At 71.6% G+C, this 16,754-nt stretch carries 24 protein-coding genes; 2 read left to right on the top strand and 22 right to left on the bottom strand.

Features of this window, described 5'->3' with window-relative positions:
• Positions 1-8: 8 nt before the first annotated feature.
• Positions 9-1,037 (bottom strand): NADP-dependent oxidoreductase, encoded by a 1,029-nt coding sequence (locus ACZ7RU_RS01610; protein WP_470338953.1) that lies wholly within the window; start codon positions 1,035-1,037, stop codon positions 9-11.
• Positions 1,038-1,199: 162 nt separating this feature from the next.
• Between ACZ7RU_RS01610 and ACZ7RU_RS01605 the strand changes: the two genes are divergently transcribed.
• Positions 1,200-1,664, top strand: a complete 465-nt coding sequence (locus ACZ7RU_RS01605; RefSeq protein WP_470338952.1) for a MarR family winged helix-turn-helix transcriptional regulator — start codon at positions 1,200-1,202, stop codon at positions 1,662-1,664.
• A gap of 119 nt (positions 1,665-1,783) precedes the next feature.
• Positions 1,784-3,355, top strand: coding sequence for an LCP family protein (locus ACZ7RU_RS01600; protein ID WP_470338951.1), 1,572 nt, complete (start codon positions 1,784-1,786; stop codon positions 3,353-3,355).
• A gap of 42 nt (positions 3,356-3,397) precedes the next feature.
• Here ACZ7RU_RS01600 and ACZ7RU_RS01595 read toward each other — a convergent pair whose 3' ends face one another.
• From ACZ7RU_RS01595 to ACZ7RU_RS01495, 21 genes are all read right to left on the bottom strand, one after another.
• Positions 3,398-4,309, bottom strand: a complete 912-nt coding sequence (locus ACZ7RU_RS01595; protein ID WP_470338950.1) for a 1-aminocyclopropane-1-carboxylate deaminase/D-cysteine desulfhydrase — start codon at positions 4,307-4,309, stop codon at positions 3,398-3,400.
• On the bottom strand, positions 4,225-4,794 hold the full coding sequence (locus tag ACZ7RU_RS01590) for a GPP34 family phosphoprotein (protein ID WP_470339300.1): 570 nt from the start codon (positions 4,792-4,794) through the stop codon (positions 4,225-4,227). The genes ACZ7RU_RS01595 and ACZ7RU_RS01590 overlap by 85 nt, the downstream gene beginning before the upstream one ends.
• A 139-nt stretch (positions 4,795-4,933) precedes the next feature.
• Positions 4,934-5,206 carry a type II toxin-antitoxin system antitoxin gene (locus tag ACZ7RU_RS01585; RefSeq protein WP_470338949.1) on the bottom strand — a complete coding sequence of 91 codons (273 nt, stop codon included), beginning with the start codon at positions 5,204-5,206 and terminating at the stop codon, positions 4,934-4,936.
• Positions 5,207-5,215: 9 nt separating this feature from the next.
• Entirely contained in the window at positions 5,216-6,163 is a 948-nt protein-coding gene (locus ACZ7RU_RS01580; protein WP_470338948.1) for an SPFH domain-containing protein, read from the bottom strand.
• Positions 6,164-6,762: 599 nt separating this feature from the next.
• Positions 6,763-7,149 (bottom strand): hypothetical protein, encoded by a 387-nt coding sequence (locus ACZ7RU_RS01575; protein WP_470338947.1) that lies wholly within the window; start codon positions 7,147-7,149, stop codon positions 6,763-6,765.
• 81 nt (positions 7,150-7,230) lie between these two features.
• On the bottom strand, positions 7,231-7,674 hold the full coding sequence (locus ACZ7RU_RS01570; RefSeq protein WP_470338946.1) for a hypothetical protein: 444 nt from the start codon (positions 7,672-7,674) through the stop codon (positions 7,231-7,233).
• 17 nt (positions 7,675-7,691) lie between these two features.
• Positions 7,692-8,546, bottom strand: a complete 855-nt coding sequence (locus ACZ7RU_RS01565) for a hypothetical protein (protein ID WP_470338945.1) — start codon at positions 8,544-8,546, stop codon at positions 7,692-7,694.
• A gap of 126 nt (positions 8,547-8,672) precedes the next feature.
• The gene (locus ACZ7RU_RS01560; protein ID WP_470338944.1) at positions 8,673-9,440 is read right to left on the bottom strand and encodes a hypothetical protein; all 768 of its coding nucleotides are present in this window, start codon (positions 9,438-9,440) and stop codon (positions 8,673-8,675) included.
• A gap of 203 nt (positions 9,441-9,643) precedes the next feature.
• Positions 9,644-9,799: a hypothetical protein gene (locus ACZ7RU_RS01555; RefSeq protein WP_470338943.1), complete on the bottom strand. Its 156-nt coding sequence runs from the start codon at positions 9,797-9,799 to the stop codon at positions 9,644-9,646.
• A 241-nt stretch (positions 9,800-10,040) separates the two neighbouring features.
• Positions 10,041-10,394, bottom strand: a complete 354-nt coding sequence (locus tag ACZ7RU_RS01550) for a hypothetical protein (RefSeq protein ID WP_470338942.1) — start codon at positions 10,392-10,394, stop codon at positions 10,041-10,043.
• 76 nt (positions 10,395-10,470) lie between these two features.
• A complete protein-coding gene (locus ACZ7RU_RS01545) occupies positions 10,471-10,827 on the bottom strand; it encodes a hypothetical protein (RefSeq protein ID WP_470338941.1) in 357 nt (118 codons plus the stop codon).
• A 280-nt stretch (positions 10,828-11,107) separates the two neighbouring features.
• Positions 11,108-12,226 carry a PP2C family protein-serine/threonine phosphatase gene (locus ACZ7RU_RS01540; protein ID WP_470338940.1) on the bottom strand — a complete coding sequence of 373 codons (1,119 nt, stop codon included), beginning with the start codon at positions 12,224-12,226 and terminating at the stop codon, positions 11,108-11,110.
• Positions 12,227-12,255: 29 nt separating this feature from the next.
• Entirely contained in the window at positions 12,256-12,396 is a 141-nt protein-coding gene (locus tag ACZ7RU_RS01535; protein WP_470338939.1) for a hypothetical protein, read from the bottom strand.
• Positions 12,397-12,443: 47 nt separating this feature from the next.
• The gene (locus ACZ7RU_RS01530) at positions 12,444-12,905 is read right to left on the bottom strand and encodes a hypothetical protein (protein WP_470338938.1); all 462 of its coding nucleotides are present in this window, start codon (positions 12,903-12,905) and stop codon (positions 12,444-12,446) included.
• A complete protein-coding gene (locus ACZ7RU_RS01525) occupies positions 12,902-13,348 on the bottom strand; it encodes a hypothetical protein (RefSeq protein WP_470338937.1) in 447 nt (148 codons plus the stop codon). Before ACZ7RU_RS01525 ends, ACZ7RU_RS01530 begins: the two co-directional genes overlap by 4 nt.
• 56 nt (positions 13,349-13,404) lie before the next feature.
• Positions 13,405-13,701 (bottom strand): hypothetical protein, encoded by a 297-nt coding sequence (locus ACZ7RU_RS01520; protein ID WP_470338936.1) that lies wholly within the window; start codon positions 13,699-13,701, stop codon positions 13,405-13,407.
• Between the two features lie 68 nt (positions 13,702-13,769).
• Positions 13,770-14,066 carry a hypothetical protein gene (locus tag ACZ7RU_RS01515; protein WP_470338935.1) on the bottom strand — a complete coding sequence of 99 codons (297 nt, stop codon included), beginning with the start codon at positions 14,064-14,066 and terminating at the stop codon, positions 13,770-13,772.
• A 98-nt stretch (positions 14,067-14,164) separates the two neighbouring features.
• Entirely contained in the window at positions 14,165-15,139 is a 975-nt protein-coding gene (locus tag ACZ7RU_RS01510; protein WP_470338934.1) for a hypothetical protein, read from the bottom strand.
• A gap of 12 nt (positions 15,140-15,151) precedes the next feature.
• On the bottom strand, positions 15,152-15,469 hold the full coding sequence (locus ACZ7RU_RS01505; RefSeq protein ID WP_470338933.1) for a hypothetical protein: 318 nt from the start codon (positions 15,467-15,469) through the stop codon (positions 15,152-15,154).
• Between the two features lie 80 nt (positions 15,470-15,549).
• The gene (locus ACZ7RU_RS01500) at positions 15,550-15,924 is read right to left on the bottom strand and encodes a hypothetical protein (RefSeq protein WP_470338932.1); all 375 of its coding nucleotides are present in this window, start codon (positions 15,922-15,924) and stop codon (positions 15,550-15,552) included.
• A 108-nt stretch (positions 15,925-16,032) separates the two neighbouring features.
• Positions 16,033-16,638: a hypothetical protein gene (locus ACZ7RU_RS01495; protein ID WP_470338931.1), complete on the bottom strand. Its 606-nt coding sequence runs from the start codon at positions 16,636-16,638 to the stop codon at positions 16,033-16,035.
• Between the last annotated feature and the right edge of the window lie 116 nt (positions 16,639-16,754).

The raw sequence follows: 16,754 nt of genomic DNA, 5'->3' as shown, positions 1-16,754 counted from the left end.
ACGGACCGTCAGCCGTCCAGGCGGACGACCATCTTGCCGGTGTTGACGCCGCGCAGCAGGTCGAGGAAGGCCTCGACCGCGTTCTCGAATCCGTCCACCACCGTCTCCTCGGTGCGCAGTTCACCGGACGTCAGCCAGCCGGCCACCTCCGCGACGAACTGCGGCTGGAGCCCGGCGTGGTCGCGCACCAGCATGCCCTCCAGGCGCAGCCGCTTGCCGATGGCGAGCGCGAGGTTGCGCGGGGCGGCGGGCGCGGTGGTGTCGTTGTACTGGGCGATCGCGCCGCAGAGCACCGCGCGGCCGTGCACGTTCAGCGCGCCGATCGCGGCCTCCAGGTGGTCGCCGCCGACGTTGTCGAAGTAGAGGTCGATGCCCTCCGGGGCGGCCTCGGCGAGTTGCTGGGCGACCGGGGCGTCCTTGTAGTTGAAGGCCGCGTCGAAGCCGTACTCGTCCACCAGCTTGGCGACCTTCTCCGCCGAGCCGGCCGAACCGACCACCAGCGAGGCACCCTTGAGCCTGGCGATCTGGCCGACCAGCGAACCGACCGCGCCGGCCGCGCCGGAGACGAAGACCCGGTCGCCCTCCTTGAGGCCGCCGACGGCGAGCAGGCCGGCGTAGGCGGTCAGGCCCGGCATGCCGAGCACGCCGAGGTAGGCGGAGAGCGGGGCGGCGGCCGGGTCGACCTTGACCGCGTGCCCGGCGTCCAGGGTCGCGTACTCGCGCCAGCCGAGACCGTGCAGCACCGCGTCGCCCGGCACGAAGCCGTCGGCCCCGGAGGCGACGACGTAGCCGACCGCGCCGCCGTCCATGGCCTGGCCCAGCTGGAACGGCGGGACGTACGACTTCACGTCGTTCATCCGGCCCCTCATGTACGGGTCCACCGAGAGGTAGGCGTTGCGGACCAGGATCTCGCCCGGGCCCGGGGTCCGGACCGGGGCCTCGACCAGGGCGAAGTCGGCCGGCACCGGCCAGCCCTGCGGGCGGGCGGCGAGGTGCCATTCACGGGCGGTCGCGGGGGCGGCGGTCTGCTCTGCCATCGGGGGCTCCTTGCGGTTCGGGTGCGGGATTCGCCGCGGGGTTCCGGGCCCGGAACGGGTCCGGTCCGGTCTCGCGGTTCAGATGCATGAAAGGTTGAGCAACTGAAGTAACGATGGGCATGAAAGGTTCACCTTGTCAACTTTTCAGGTAGACTCTGGACCATGGACACCCAGCCGATCGAGGACGCCGCGCCGCAGCCCGACGAGATCACCCGCGAGGTCGTCGACCTGATGGCCAACCTGGTCGCGCTGTTCCACCGCGAGTACGAGGACGCCGCCGCCGCCCGCTCGCTCACCGGCGCCCAGGCCAAGGTGCTCGCCCTGCTGCGGCGCGGGCCGATGCCGATGCGCCAGATCGCCCAGACCCTCAGCTGCGAGCCGTCCAACATCACCGGCATCGTCGACCGGCTGGAGTCCCGCGGCTTCGTCACCCGCCAGGCCGACCGGCACGACCGCCGGGTCAAGCTGGTCGCCGCCACCGACAGCGGCTCGGCCGCCTCCGAGGAGCTGCGCGAGTCGCTGAACTTCGCCCGCGAGCCGCTGGCCGCGCTCGGCCCGGACGAGCGGACGGCCCTGCGCGACCTGCTCCGGCGGATGCTGGCGGGCGCCTCCGGCCCGGGCGCGTGAGCAGCATCACAGGCCCCGGGGGCTGTCCGCAGGCCCCAGGGGGGTAACCGAACCGCCTCCCGGAACGTCTAACGTTCGAACATCGAACGCGAGAGACCTGAAGACGGGGGGCACGAGGGATGAGCAGCAGTACGCGCCGGCGCCGCTACCTGCGGACCGCCATCGGCCTGGCCGCCGTACTGGTGCTGTCGGTGGTGGGTGCCGGGGCCTGGTTCTACCACCGGCTGGACAACAACATCACCACCTTCGACCCGGGCGGCGTCGCCACCGAGCGCCCGCCGGCCCCCGTCCCGGCCACCCCGGGCGCCTCCGTCCCGGTCAACGTGCTGCTGCTCGGTTCGGACACCCGCGAGGCGGGCAACGACTCGCTGGGCGGCGGTGACGAGGGCGTCGGCCACTCGGACACCGCGATCCTGGTGCACGTCTACGCCGACCACAAGCACGCCGTCGGCGTCTCGATCCCCCGCGACACCCTGGTCACCATCCCGTCCTGCAAGCTGCCGAACGGCACCTGGACGACGCCGAAGACCGACCAGATGTTCAATTCCGCCTTCACCGTGGGCCTCGCCCCCGACGGCAACCCGGCCTGCACCCAGAACACCGTCGAGAAGCTCACCGGGCTGCGGATCGACCACACCGTCGTGGTCGACTTCAAGGGCGCGGCCGCGATGTCCGACGCGGTGGGCGGTGTGGAGGCCTGTGTGCCCAACGACGTCAACCAGTACGGCATACACCTCAAGAAGGGCCTCCAGAAGCTCTCCGGCCAGTCCGCGGTGGACTACCTGCGGATCCGCCACGGCCTCGGCGACAACTCCGACATAGGCCGGATGAAGCGCCAGCAGGCCTTCCTCTCCTCGATGATCAAGAAGGTGCAGGGCCAGGGCTTCTCGCTGCCCACCCTGCTGCCGCTGGCCGACGCGGCCACCAAGTCGCTCACCGTGGACGAGGGGCTGGGCACCGCGATGAAGCTGGTGGACTTCGCCCGCTCGATCGAGGACATCAAGCTCTCCGACGTCACCTTCGTCACCGCCCCCTGGCGCTTCGCCGGCGATCGGGTGCGGCTGGTCCAGCCGGACGCCGACACCCTCTGGAAGCTGCTGCGCGAGGACCGCACCCTGGACGGGCAGAGCACCTCAGGGACGGGCCAGGTGACCTCCTCCCCCACCGCCACCCCGGGTGCCGCGACCGCCCCGGGAACCCCGCTCCCCCCGCTCACCCCGGAACAGACCGCGGCGCCGATCACCGTGGTCAACGGGGTCGGCACGCCCGGCCTGGCCGGCTCCGGCGCCGAGACCCTCAAGGCGCGCGGCTTCCACAACGTCACGCTCGGCCCCAACTCCCCCGGACAGCAGGCCACCCGGGTCGCCTACGACCCCGCGCTGAAGGCCACCGCCGACCAGGTCGCGGCGCTCTTCCCCGGCGCCAAGCCGGTCGAGGAGCCCGGCTCGGAGGCGATCACCGTCACGCTCGGCGCCGACTACCGCGCGGCGGGCACCCGGGTCGACTCGGCGGCCGCCCCGAGCCCGGAGCCCGGCACCCCGGCCGGTGCCCCGGCGGGCGCCACCCCGGGTGCCGCGCCGGGCAGTACGCCCGGCACCCCCGGCGCGGTCCCGAGCGGCATCCCCACCGGCATAGCGGAGAACACCCGCAACGCCGACACCGACCCGTGCGCCAACCTGACCTTCGGCTGATCCGACCGTCGGCCGGCCGCCCCGGGGGCTGCCGGCCGGCCGCTACTCGGGGTCCGGCAGCCCGGTGACCACGGCGGTGAGCCGGGTGCCGCGCGGGAACGCGCCCGCCGCCGCCAGGTCGGCCAGCGCGGCGAGCAGCTTGGCGACGTAACGGCGCTCCAGCGGGACGCCGTGGCGGCGCTCGAACCGCTCGGCGAAGCCGTCCAGCGCGGCCGGGACCTTTCCGTAGCCGCCGCCGTGGTGGGTGTGGTCGATCCGCCAGTTGTCGAAGTCGCGTCCGTAGGCGGCCCGGTGCAGCCGGGCGACCTCCGCCTCCAGGTAGCCCGCGCCGCCGCGCAGCACGGCCACCCCGAGCGCCCGCGCGCCCGCCGGCAGGCCGGCCGCGATGCCGGCCAGGGTGCCGCCGGTGCCGACCGGGCAGCAGACCACGTCCCGCTCGCCGAGACCGGGCAGTTCGGCCGCGATCGCGGCCGCGCCGACGGCGGCCAGGGCGTTGGAGCCGCCCTCCGGGAGCACCAGACAGGGGCCCCAGCGGCGGAGCAGCGCGTCCGTGCCGTGCTCCCCGTCGGCCCGGCCGGTGGCCTCCCGGTACTCGGCCCGGGTCAGGAACTCCAGCCGCATCCCGGCCGCCTCGGCGGCCCGCAACGACCAGTTGCGCGGCCGGTCGGCCAGCTCCTCGCCGCGGACCAGCCCGACGCTCTCCAGCCCGAGCGCCCCGGCGGCGGCCGCGACGGCCCGCAGATGGGTCGAGTAGGCGCCGCCGAAGGTCAGCAGCCGGGTGTGGCCCCGCTCCACGGCGGCGGCCAGGTTGGGCGCCAGCTTGCGCCACTTGTTGCCGGGGACGGTCGGGTGCAGCAGGTCGTCCCGCTTCAGCCGCAGCTCCACCCCGGCGCGGGCGAAGGCCTCGCCGGTGCAGTCCACCAGCGGGGTCGGCAGCAGGGCGGGTTCGAGCATCCGGCCAGCATAGGGCGGACGCGCGGAGCCCGGCCGCCGGACCGGCGACCGGGCTCCGCGTCCCCTGTACGGGCCGTCTCCCCCGCGGAGGGCCCGTCAGCCCGCGGCGGCGGCGAACTCCAACGCCGCCGCGCCGAGCAAGCGGCCGAGCTCAGCGCCGCGCGCAGCCGTCCCGCGTCGAGCAGGGCCACCAACGCCGCGTCGGCCGGGTCCACCCGGCTGAGCGGGCTCGTCAGGGCGGCGGCGGCCTGCGCCACCGGCGCCGCCCGCACCTTCGGGTCGCACGGCGTCACGTCGGTGCGCGGCAGCACCCCGGCGACCCGGCGCCGGCTCAGCTCGATCCAGCCGGCCTCGGCCAGGCCGTCCCGGACCAGCCGCACCGGCTGCCCCCGCCGGCCGTCCCGGGCCTGGCCGATCCAGTAGGACCAGCTGTGCGGCCGCTTGTACCGGATCCGCTCCAGCAGGCGGGCGCTGTACGGGTCCAGGCCCTGCGCGAGGGCCGCCTCGCGGGCCCGCGACGCGTCCGCGCCGCGGGTCGCAGGCGAGCGGGTACAGCTTCTCGGGGGAGGGCGGCGGGCAGGTCCATGCCGGTCTCCGGAAGGTCTCCGTCGGGCCGGTCGCCGGTCAGCTCACCTCGGGGCCGCCAGGTTCGGGGCCGTCCTCGGCCGGGTTCTCCGGGGTCGGGCCGTCCTCGGCCGGGTTCTGCTTGGGCGGGCGTCCGCGCCGGGGAAGCCGGGCCGCGCCACCGGGCATCCGGCCCGCGTCGGTGAGGGCCCGGCGGAGCAGGTACTCGATCTGCGCGTTGGTGCTGCGCAGGTCGTCCGCGGCCCATCGGGCGAGCGCGTCGTGAACTGAAGGGTCCAGTCGCAGCAGGAGCTTCTTCCGTTCCGTCGCCAAGGCCTCGCCTTACTGGTAGAGGGAGCCCGTGTTCACGACGGGCTGGGTGCCGCGTTCGCCGCAGAGCACCACCAGGAGGTTGCTCACCATGGCGGCCTTGCGCTCCTCGTCCAGGTCCACGACATCGCGTTCGGCGAGCCGTTCCAGCGCCTCCTCGACCATCCCGACGGCGCCCTCGACGATCAGCCTGCGCGCCGCGACCACGGCCCCGGCCTGCTGGCGCTGGAGCATCACCTGGGCGACCTCCGGAGCGTACGCGAGCCTGGTGATCCGGGACTCGACGACCCGCACTCCGGCCGCGGCGACCCGGGCGGCGATCTCGGCGGAGAGCATGCGGGCGACCTCGTCCGCACCGTCGCGCAGCGACAACTGGCCCTCGTGGTGGGCGTCATACGGGTAGCTGGTGGCGATGTGCCGCACGGCCGTCTCGGTCTGGATGGCGACGAAGTCGGCGTAGTCGTCCACCTCGAACATCGCCATCGCGGTGTCCTCGACCTGCCAGACCACCACGGCGGCGATCTCGATCGGGTTGCCGTCCGCGTCGTTGACCTTGGTGGTCTCGGTCTCGTGGTTGCGGATCCGCAGCGATATGTGCCGGCGGTTGGTGAACGGGTTCAGCCAGGTCAGGCCCTCGGAGCGGACGGTGCCCCGGTAGTTCCCGAGCAGCTGGACCACCCGGGCCTGGCCGGGCGAGACCACGGTCAGCCCGAAGGTCAGCAGCAGCGAGCCGAGCACCAGCAGCGGTCCGACGACCACCAGGGTGATGCCCAACCCGCTCGTCTTCCCGGCCAGTTGGGCCGCGCCGACGATGATCGACCCGATCCCGGCGAGCAGGCCGAGCAGCGAGCCGCCGAGCACCGGCAGGCCGGCCGCCCCGGTGATGACCCGTTCGGTGATCTTGGGGGCCGGGAGGTCCAGCACAGGGCCGTCCTCGACGGCGAAAGGCTGTGTGGTCATGGGGGCGACTCCTTCGACGGGCATCCTCATCCGATGGCAAAGTGATATCACTTTTTTGCCGCAGAACGCCAGGGCCCGGCGACGCGGGCGAGCGGAGGGACGGCCGCCGAGGAGCGGTGGACAGCGGTCGGGAACAACCGGGGCCGATGCCCACGGGCGGGTGAATTCCGGCGCGCCACCCGGGAAAGGGGGTGGCCGCGGCCTAGACTCTGCGACGTCGCAGGCGGTGGGAGAGGTGGCGGGGCCACGGCCCGACGGCCCACCCGCGAAAGGTCGTGCGACGCTCGTCGCACATCGAGAAGGTGGGGCGGGTGGGACTCGAACCCACGACCAAGGGATTATGAGTCCTGCGGCCGCTTTAACCAGGGTTCGTTACCTTCCCCTGGTCTTCCCTGTTTTCCCAGGTCAGAGGCCCTAATGGCGCCTCTGACCACCTCCGGCTTTCACTGGCTTTCACGGCCCTTCACCGGCGCCATGTCCACTCAATGTCCACTGAAAAGCGGGTCCAACAGGGGCGCGTACGCGGACCGGTTCACCAACCTGCACCTGCTATTTACCCAGAAGTTGGTTCCAAGGGATACCCCAACCGAGGCAAACGACTACGGCCGACCAAGCTGCCAGCTGGGGCAGCCGAACCCCCAGCACACGCCGTACACCCGCGATCCTATCGGTGCAGGTCCAGCCTCGGAATGGCTCAGTCCAGAGAGGTGGTACGGGCTGCGGGGGTGGATGGGTAGGGACCACCAGCGGTGAGTGGGGTCGGCGGTGAGAACGTGTCGGGCGTTGTTGATGACGTGGCCGTTGTGGCGGAGGTTGGCCCAGCGGACGTAGGCCCAGCCGTTGCCGTGGTTGCGGTGGTGGATGCGGGTGGCGTGGCGGGCGTGCGCTTCGGGGATGGCGGGGGCTGCTTGTTCGAGTTCGCGGCGGGTGCGGGCGATAACGACCGTGACGAGGTCGAGGGGGAGTTCGGTGAGGTCGATCTCCACTGCGGGTTCCCTTCATGGGGTGGCGGCCGGTGCTGGTCTGGGGGTGGGGCCGGGCCGGTGGGTTGCCGGCCCGGCGTGAGGTCAGGAGTTCGGTATGTCGGGGCTCTGTGCGGGGTGGTGCTGGAGGGTGCCTTGGATGTCGCCGATCAGGGCGGCGAGGTGGTGCTCTTCGGGGTGGTCGGTCCAGGTGACGATCCGCCGGGCCGTGTCTGTGGTGGTGATGGTGAAGTGGGTAGCGGGGAACAGGTGGTGGAGTCGCTGGGCGAGTTCGGCGTCGGCGAGGTAGGGGTTGTAGGTGCCGGGAGTTCCGGTGCAGCCGACGTGTCGGCGGCCGTGGCCGCGGCTGGCCCGCAGGTGGCTGTAGAAGAGGCGGCCGGTCCAGGTGCAGCCGGTTCGGCCGCAGCGCATGGGCCAGTGGACATCGCTGCCGGGGTAGGCGCCGAGCGGGACCAGTTCGAGTTCTTCGAGGCGGGCGAGGGCCTTTCGTGCGGAGTCGGCGTTGCGTTGGGTGGCGAGGTTGAGCATCGGCGGGTCCTTTGGGGTCAGGCGGCGGGCTGGTGGGTGGGTATGCCTTGGCGGAGGCGGGCGTCTTCGGTGAACAGGCGCAGGATCGTTTCGTCGCCGACGGGCGTGGTGTTGCGGGTGTGGGTGTGGGTGGTCCAGGTGCCGTTGGTGCGTTCCCAGATGACCTTGTCGTGGACGACGTGGTCGCCGTCGGTGAAGGCGGCGGGCGCCTGGGGGTAGGGGATTTTGGGGAGGGTGTTGGGGTCGATGTGGCGGTGGGCGATGACGGGCACGATGGTGCTGCCGCTGCGGGAAAGGGTGGTGGGGAACTTCCACCAGGTGTCGGGCAGGCTGGTCATGGAGCCGCGGGTGGGTGGGGTGACGGTGCGGGTGGTACGTCGGTATTCGCCCCGGCCTCGGTGCCGGATGCTGGTGACGACGGACTCGTGGCCGGTGGCGGTGTGCACGATGACGTCGCCGCGGCGTAGGAGGCGGGTGGGGAGGTCCATGGCGCCGTAGGCGCCGATCCGGCGTTCGGGGTGGCGGGCGGCCGGGCTGTGGGGCCAGTTGGTGACGTAGGTGGCGATGGTGTCGACGAGTTCGGTGACGGCCTTGGCCAGGTTGTTGCGGCGGTCGAGTCTGCGGTCGACGAGGATGATCTGCTCCTGGGGGAGGGCGTTGTTCGGGTCGCCGAGGTAGTGGATGGCGTGAAGGCCGCCGATCCCGGTGGCGTCGCGTTCGACGGTGGCGTGGTTGTCGGTGGTCCAGATGACGGTGCTGTCGGGGAGGGGGACGGCGACCCAGGAGGCGCCGGCGGAGGCGTGGCCGCCGCAGGTGGTGGTGATGCCGTGCTGGTGGAGGCCGGTGGTGATCAGTTCGCGCAGGGTGTTCACGATGGGATCCTTAACTGCCCTGGGGAGGTGGGGGGTGCTCCCCCGGGGTGGGTGTGGTTCGGGTGGTGGGGTGGTTCGCGGGTGGCGTTGGCGGGTCAGTGGGCTGCGGCCGGTTCCCGGGGGCGGTTAGTTCTGGCTGGTGGATGCGGCGCTGGTCTTGCGGGTGCGGGGCGTGCTGGTGCGGGTGGTCGTTTTCTTCTTGGCGGTGACCTTGGTCGTTGCCTTGCGGGCGGCGGTGGGCTTGGTGCCGGCGGCCTTGGTGGCGGTCTTGCGGGTTCGGGTCGGCTTGTCGGCCGGGGTTCGGGGCGGGGTGGCCGCGCGCTCGCGGGGGGCCTTGGCGTTGGGCTTGGGGGTGTCGGAGGGCTGTGCGGGTGTGGGGTCGGTGGGGGTGTCGGGCTCGCTCGTGTCCGGGGTCGTCGGCGTAGGGGCGGCCGGGTCGGTGGTGTCGGTGGGCGTGGGGCTGTGCGGGTCGGATTCGGTCGGTGCCGGGGCGTCCGGCTGGTTGGTGGTGGTGGTTTCCCAGGGGCGGTGGCCGACGTAGAGGGGCGCGTTGTCGAAGGTGGGCAGCAGGTCGCGGAGGAGCGTGGCGTGGATGAGCTCGGCCGGGTCGCCGTCGAGGCCGTGGAGGTGTATGACGGCGTGGTAGCTGCTGCCGGGAGGGAGGGCGCCGCGGCGGGTGGGCTGGGGCTCCTTGGGGCAGCGGCCGGGTGCGGTGACCCAGAGTTGGAGGGTCACGCCGTCGAGTCGGATGCGGGCGCCGATGCTTCGGCCTTCGCGGTTGGTGAGGCGCTGGACGTCGGGGTCGTCACCGGGGCGGGGGCTGGGGGTGTAGCCGTCGAGGCGGGTCGCGAGGTCCTGGAAGGTGGTGGTGAGGGTGGTGGTGGTGAGGAGCACGGTGTGGTCCCTTCGCGGGTGGGGTGAACCCAACCGGTAATGTTTAAATTCTATACTCAATTATGATGGCGCCATCGGCGCGCCAATCCGGCGCAGCCGGGTCCGAGTGTTAACTCTTGTCGCGAGCGACCTCCCCGCGAGGCCCTCTTTTATGTTTAGATTTTATACTCATATATGTTGGGCGTCCACTTCTCATCCCATGGTCAGGCCGCCTTGTCCGCCGCGACTCCGGCAAGCATCGCCTCCGCTCTGCCGACGGCGGCGATCATCGTCGCGCCGTTAAGCAGGTTGTCCCGGTGCCTGAAGATGGCGGCCTTCTCCGCCAGGGCGAGGCGCTCGGTGTCGGCCTCGGCGAGCACGCCCCCGCGCCAGACGGTGGTGCTTGGGCCGAGCCCCCAGAGCGTGCCCGTCGAGGTAGCCGTGGATCACGGTGCGGGCGGTCAAGGCGTCGCGGTGGACGATCACGTCGAGGCGGGGCGGCTCCCCCTGCATGGCCGCCTGCAGGGTGCCGAGGCCGGCGAGGGAGAGCACGGTGTCGGTCAGAGTGCTGGCCACGGTGGGTTCGGGCTCGGTCATGGTGCGCTCCGTCGGTGGTGCCGGTCAGTGGTGAAGGTGGGGATTGTCTGCGAGTTCGGCGCCGACGAGGTCGGCGATGTGGTCGACGGCGCGGAGGTCTCCGGCGTGGTGCAGCGCGGTGTGGAACAGGTCGGGGTAGTGGAAGTGGGCGACGAGGTCGTGGTACTGGGCGATGTCGAGGGCGAGCAGGTGGTAGGGGCGGCGGGCCCAGGAGATCGTGGTCGCTAGCTGGAGGAGCGTGCCGGTGGCCATGACGAGTTCGGGGCACGCCGCGTGGCCCACGATCGTCCGCACCACCTCGGTCAAGTGCTGCTCGGGGACGAAGCCGAGTTCCTCGGCGAGGGTGCTGTGGCCGGTTCGGGTGTTACTGGCGGGCATGGCGGTTGTGGCCTTTCGGGGCTGGTGAGGAGGGGTGGGCGGGGCCCGGCCGCCGCGGGGCGGCCGGGCCGGGTGGTCAGGGGTTGAGCTGCGGGTCGTCGACCAGGGCGACGGCGATTCCCGAGGCGACCTCGGCGATGCGGTCGGCGTCGGCGTCCAGCGCGAGGCAGTGCCGGTACAGGTCGGCGTAGTGGCGGTTCCAGACGAGTTCGTGGAACTGGGTGAAGGTCAGATCCCGGAAGGCGTCGGGCCGGACGCTCCAGCCGATGGTGATCGAGTGCTCGACCATGGTGAAGGCGTTGTTGGCGGCCCGGAGACTGAAGGAGTCGGCCGAGGTGATGGCGTCGAGGATGGCGGTTTCGTGGTGCTCGGGGCCCCGCATCGTGACGGTGCCGAGGTAGCGCATGGAGTCGATGCTGCCGAGGAGGGTCATGGTGTTCTCCGATCGTTGGTTGGCCCGGGGCCGCTGCCCCGGGCCGGGTGGGTTGGTCAGGTGGTGAGGTCCTGCTCGGCGCGGGCGGCGCGTGAGCGGGCGAGGCTGGCGTAGTGGCGGGCCTCTTCGGCAGCGGCGGTGAGCGCGTTCACGGTGGTTCCCTCCCTGGCGGGTGGGGGCCTCCCCCCTCCCTTTGTGTTTAGATTCTATACTCACTCATGATGGGGGTCCACTTCGCTGGAGGATTCTCAAGGGGTGGACGGCGCTACATTCTCCCAGGTCAGAGCTTCGGAAGGGCCGCCACGAGCGCCGTGGCGTTGTCGGCCCGCCCCCCGTCACTACTCATACGGGAATCGGTGACGGCCTGCTCCACCGCGTCGGCGATCAGGTCTCCGGCCGCCGACTTGACCAGGGAGCGGTCGAGGGTCACGTAGGAGTACCGGTCGATGGCCGCGCGCGTGGCGCCGCTCTTCTCCAGCGGGTGGTAGGCGCCGTCCGTGCACAGCACGAGCGTGTCGACGAGGTCCCGGCGCACGGTCCGCTCCCCGATACTCCCGTAGCCGACCTCCGCCAGCAGTTCGTTGTGATCCCACCGGCCCACCGGCTCACCGAGGCGCCGCTTCACGGCGGCCACGTTGTGATCCTCGGTCACCAGTTCGCTGCGCCCCGACGGGCTGAACGCCCAGACCCGGGAGTCACCCGACCAGGCGATGCGCACCTCGTCCCAGTCGGGGTGCCAGGTCGCCAGCGCCGCGGTGGAGGCGGTCCCGTCCGCGACTCCGGTTCGCCGGTACCAGTCCGGCAGTTCGTCCCGCACCCGCCGGATCGCGTCGCCCGGGGAGCCCAGCTCCGAGGCGAGGTACGCCAGTCGCACGGCGGCGTACCGGGCGAACGCGGCCGTCTCGTCGGTGTCCCCGACGCCGTCGCAGACCACGAACGCCCACACCCCGCTGTTCCGGTCACGGTGCACGGCGAGAGCGTCGCACTGCTTGTCCCGCTGACCCCGCAGCTGCGCCCCGCCGATCGAGGGGCCTGCGGGGCGCACCCACAGCGTGGAGTTCGCGGCCTCGGACAGGCGGTCGACGTCGGTCCGGGACAGGTCCGCGTAGGTGCCGTCGGGGCGCCGGCGGCCGGTGACGAGGACCGACCCGCGGAAGAACGGAGCCCGTCCCCCGCCGCCCGCGATTGCGGACCACATCTGCTGGCCGTACCGGTTGGCTTCCTCCTCGGCCTCCGGGTGTCGGCAGTGCATGGTGTAGCGGCCGATCGGCAGCGACGAGTAGCCCTCGCCGAGGTTCCGGATGAGGACCTCCCGCTGGCCGGTGGGCTCCGGCGGGTTGGGGATCTCGTCCTGCTCGCCGTCGGGGTCGACGGCGAACGCGAAGGTGCTCTTGGGCATGGCTGAAGTCTCCTTGGTCGGGTTCGGGCTCAGAGCCCGTTGGTGGCCCACTCGTGGGCGTATACGCAGTCCTCGCAGCACAGGTCGTCGAAGACCAGGCCGACGAGGCCTCCGGGTTCGACGATGAACGCGCAGTCGGCGCAGGTGATGTATTCCTGGGCGGTCAGCACAGGGTCGGACCCTTTCCCTGTCGCTACCAGCGCGTGTGGTGTCGGCGCTACGGCCGCTGCTCCGGGTATGTGCGCCAGTGGTTGTCGTAGATCTGGTGCCACGGGCGGGTGAGGGTCATGACGGCCTGGGAGTCGGCGAACTGGGCCATGCCGACGAGGCCTTCGACGACGGTGCGGGCCAGGTCCTCCCGGGCCTTCCCGGGTGGGACCGTGTAGGCGGTGCCGTACGGGCCGGGGTCTTCCCGCCAGGCGATCCAGTCGCCTGCCGGGCACTCCAGCAGCCACATCGTGCGGATCTCGACCGCGCCGAGGAGGTCCTGCTCCTCGGTCCAGCCGGGCACGGCCCGCAGGTCCGCCGGGCAGCCGTCCTCTCCGAGGTGCGGGATGCAGTCCCGGGCGTCGGACACGTACCAGCAGGCGTCCCGTGCGGCGTCCCACGGATCCGAGCCCGCTTCGTCGGCCCAGCGTTCGGCGTCGAGGGAGATGTGCAGGTCGATGCGGATCTTCACGGGCCGACCGGGGGCCGGAGGTCGCTTCGCACCACGGCCAGCAGCCTTTCGAGGCCTTGGACCTGCTTGTCCGTGAGGTTGGTGAACTGCCCGTCGACGTCGGGGGGCCCGAGGAAGAGGACCGGGCCGGTCAGGGTGAGCAGCGCGGGTTCGTCCCGGAGCAGGTCCAGGGCGAGACTCGCGGGCAGGTTCACCGGCAGGGTGTCGCCGTCCTTCGCGACGGCGGCGGAGAGGACGGGCGTGCCGTGCGGGCACGTCGCGGTGTAGCCGGTGTAGTCGGCTTCGCCTCCGAGGTGCTGCGAGGCCGCGGCGCGCCGGGCGCCGGGGCCGGTCGGCAGGTGCACCGGCGCGGTCTCACCGGCCGGGTTGACGAGTACGGCGTTGGCCTGGCTCTCGGTGCGCTCGTGCGGCTTGGGGGTGAGCGGCGCGTTGCTTGTGGGCATGTCGGTCTTCCTTCGTCGGTTCGGGTTCGGGCTGGGCTTTCGGCTCCGGATCCGCTTCAGCAGTCGGCCGCGGGCGAGTACTCGCCCGGTGCGGGCTCCGCGTGGATGCCGTAGAGCTGGCGGACCCGGTTGGCCGCGTCGGTGCCGCTCTGGGCGAGTACGCCGTAGGACTCATAGCCGGCTTCGAGCAGGGTCTCGGTCAGGTGGTTACTGGTGCTCGCGCACAGGGGTTCGTGCATGATCCGGGCGACGCTCATCGTGGGGCCTTGGACGTGGATGGCGACGCGCCATCCGGTGAGCTGGGCCGGGGCCGGGGCGACGAGGGCGGCGGCGATCACGAGGCGAAGAAGCACGGTCTCTCCGGGTGTTGGTGCGAGTGGGGCCGGGGGCCGCCGGGCGGCGGCCCCCGTGTCGAGCCGGATCAGGCGGCGGCCGGGTACCAGACCTCGGTCGCGGCGAACAGCGCGTCGTAGGCCTTGGTGGCGGCCCAGTTGGTGTCGAAGGCGTCACCGACGGTGTCGAGGGCGGCCTTCCGCTCGTCCAGGAGGATGATCTCGACGCGGGTCTCGCCGCGGCCGGAGCCCGGGCCGAACTGGATCTTCACGGTGCGGTCGTCGTCCGGGGTGACGTCCACGTACACGGAGTTGAGGACGGGGCGGGCGTTGATGCCCGGGTTGTGAATGCGCTTCGCGGTCATCTCGGCGATCTGGCTGTACATGTGAGGTCCTTTCTTGAGCTGGGCACCCCTCTCACTTATGTTTAACTTCTATACTCATTCATTGCCGGTGTCCATGCCGGCACTTCTCACCTCCCCCTCTATTCCGCCGACTTCCTGTAGAAGTGATGGAGGTCGACGACCAGCACGGTTCCCTCCGCGCCCGGGGAGGTGGTGGCGCGGGCAAGTCGCCCGGCGGCGTCCTTCGGGTCGTCTCCGTAGTCCAGGGACTCGTACAAGTGCCCCCGGTTGATCGTCGCGTGCAGGTTGGCCCCGGGCGTGGCCAGCGCCAGCCAGCTGGCGGTACGCATCGAGACCTCCCGGTAGGCCAGCGGCCCCACCGGGCCGGCTCCGCGGTCCTCTCGGACGGGCACCCCGAACGCGTCGCCGGGAGTGCGCAGGCAGTAGGCCGCGATGCTGCCGGACCAGGCCAGCCGGAGGAAGGCGTCCTGTACGCGCCAGGTCGCGACGATGACGCCGGACAGCGAGCCGCCCCAGGAGTACGGCTCCGCGCGGACGGCATCGAGTTGCCGCCGGAGGGCCCTGAGCGGGTCGCTCGTCTCCACGGCTCGCGCCGCGAGGGCTTCGGCGTGCCGTCGAGCGTATCCCCCGGTGAGGCCCCCGGTACCGGCGTCGCACAGGGCGACCGCGCGACGGCCCGAGTCGGCGTCGTAGGCGATGCCGTGGCCGCTGAAGCCGTCGGGGCGGCTGCCGGGCACGGTGGCCACGCTCAGGTCCCATCGGCGGCGCCTGGTCTTCGGCGTCGAGCGGAGGATGTCCTTGATCACGTGGTCGAGGTGCCACCGGTTGCGGGTCAGCGGGGCGCCGGCATCCGGGTGGGGGGTGACCCAGACCGGCCCGCGGAACACGGGGGCGGCGGCGCCTCCGGAGATCTCGCTCCAGAGGTGCCTGGCGAAGCGGTTGACGGTCCGGTCGTGCGTCTGCGGGGCCGTGTGGACAAGGAGGGGGCCAAGCCGGACGGCACGGGCCTGCGGCGGGATCGCCCAGCGGCGGTAGATGCCGACGGGGAACGTGGCTCCGTCAGGTGCGATGCGAACGGCGAATCGGTCGTCCATGAGTTCTCCGGGTCAGTGATCGAGGTGGTCGGCGAGGGCCAGGCGGACAATGCGCAGCTGGTGGGAGCCGGTCCACGGGTCCCGCAGGGCTTGGGCGGTGACGTCGGCGAGGAGTTGCACGAGGGCGGGACTGGTGCTGCTCAACCACTCGGGGAAGGTCTCGCCGTGTTCGCCGATCTGTCGCCACGTGCCGGCCAGGGTGTCGGTGACGATCGCTGCGGCTTCGGCGGCCTCGATGGGTATGAGGTCGTGGTTGCGACCGATCCAGTCGTGGAGCTGGCCGAGTGCTGCGAGGTCACGAAGGTCCGCGGGCTCGACGGCAGTGGTCATGGGCTTCTCCCCGGGATGGTGAGCGGGCTGGTCGTGGGCGGAGCGCCGGCCGGGGCGGGATCCCGGCCGGCGGGGCACCGCTACTTCCACTGGGCGATGATCGCCGCGAACTCGGCCTCTCGTGCGCGAGCCTCGGCTACCAGTCGGACGGGGTGCCCGGCGGCGATGGCGTCGAGGCGGGCGATCTCCTCGCGGTTTTCGGGGCGCCCCCAGCGCACGATCGTCATGCCACCCGGGTTGGGCTCGGTGTTGGTGTATTCGTCCTCGGCGGCTTCGCTGGTGGGGTGGCCGGTCGACAGGTACCAGAAGGCGTTGTAGTCGTACTCGACGCCCCACTCGCGGTCGTAGTCGTCGGGGTCGTCGCCGCACCCCCACGGTTCGGTGAACTTGTAGAAGCCAATGCTCCAGGTGCCGTCTCCTCGCTGCCAGGTGACGTTCTCGCGGTGAAGACTCATCGGGGCCCTTTCTCCAACCTTGTGTTTATATTTTATACTCATTCCCGGATAGGAGTCCACTCCGGCGGCAGGTTCTTTCCCATCAATTCCCTTCTACGCCACGCACGTTCATTCGTTTGCCATCGACCGGTGCATCTGTGGCCATGTGACGCCCGCGAGAGCGCGCCGGTGCTGTTCGGGCAGGGCGACCACGGGGTGGCCGAGCCAGTCGCGGCCCATGTGCGCGAGGACGGCGGCGTCCGCCTTGTCGTACCGTCCCGGGCCTTCGCACTCCAGGCCGTACCGCTCGGCGACGGCGTCGCGGACCATGCCCTTCGCCACCCTGGCGCGCACCTGCTTGGGGTGGTCCTTGGCCGGGTTGGCGACCCCGCACGCGTAGATCTTCAGCGAGGCCGGTGGGACCTGGGCGTAGGGGATCCCGTTCTCCCACAGCGTCTGGGTCACCATCCACCACAGTCCGCCGAGCTCATGGTGCCCGGCCTGCGCGCCGTGCCCGTAGGCCGCCCCTTCGAGGACGACGAGATCCGCGCGCCGGACCCGGTCGGTGATCTGCCGCTTGTGCCAGTCCAGTCGGGGGTGGCCGCGCAGGTTCCTGGGCCGCAGGGCGTCGGCCCAGTCGACGCCGGCGATGCCGGTGGAGGTGAGGGACAGGTCGAGGCCTATGACCAGAGGGATGGGCTCCGTGGGCGTGCTCGCGGTGTCGGTGGTGTTCATCCGGTTCGTACTTCCTTGCTGGTGATTGCTGGACCGCGACCGGCCCCATCCCTGGCCGCGCTGCTACTTACTGGAGGTGCTGCCGGGCCTGGCCGCGGTGTGGGCGGGCTTCGGCC

The organism is Kitasatospora sp. NPDC114501 (assembly GCF_055633695.1).
This window is presented reverse-complemented; position numbering and strand designations above follow the sequence as displayed.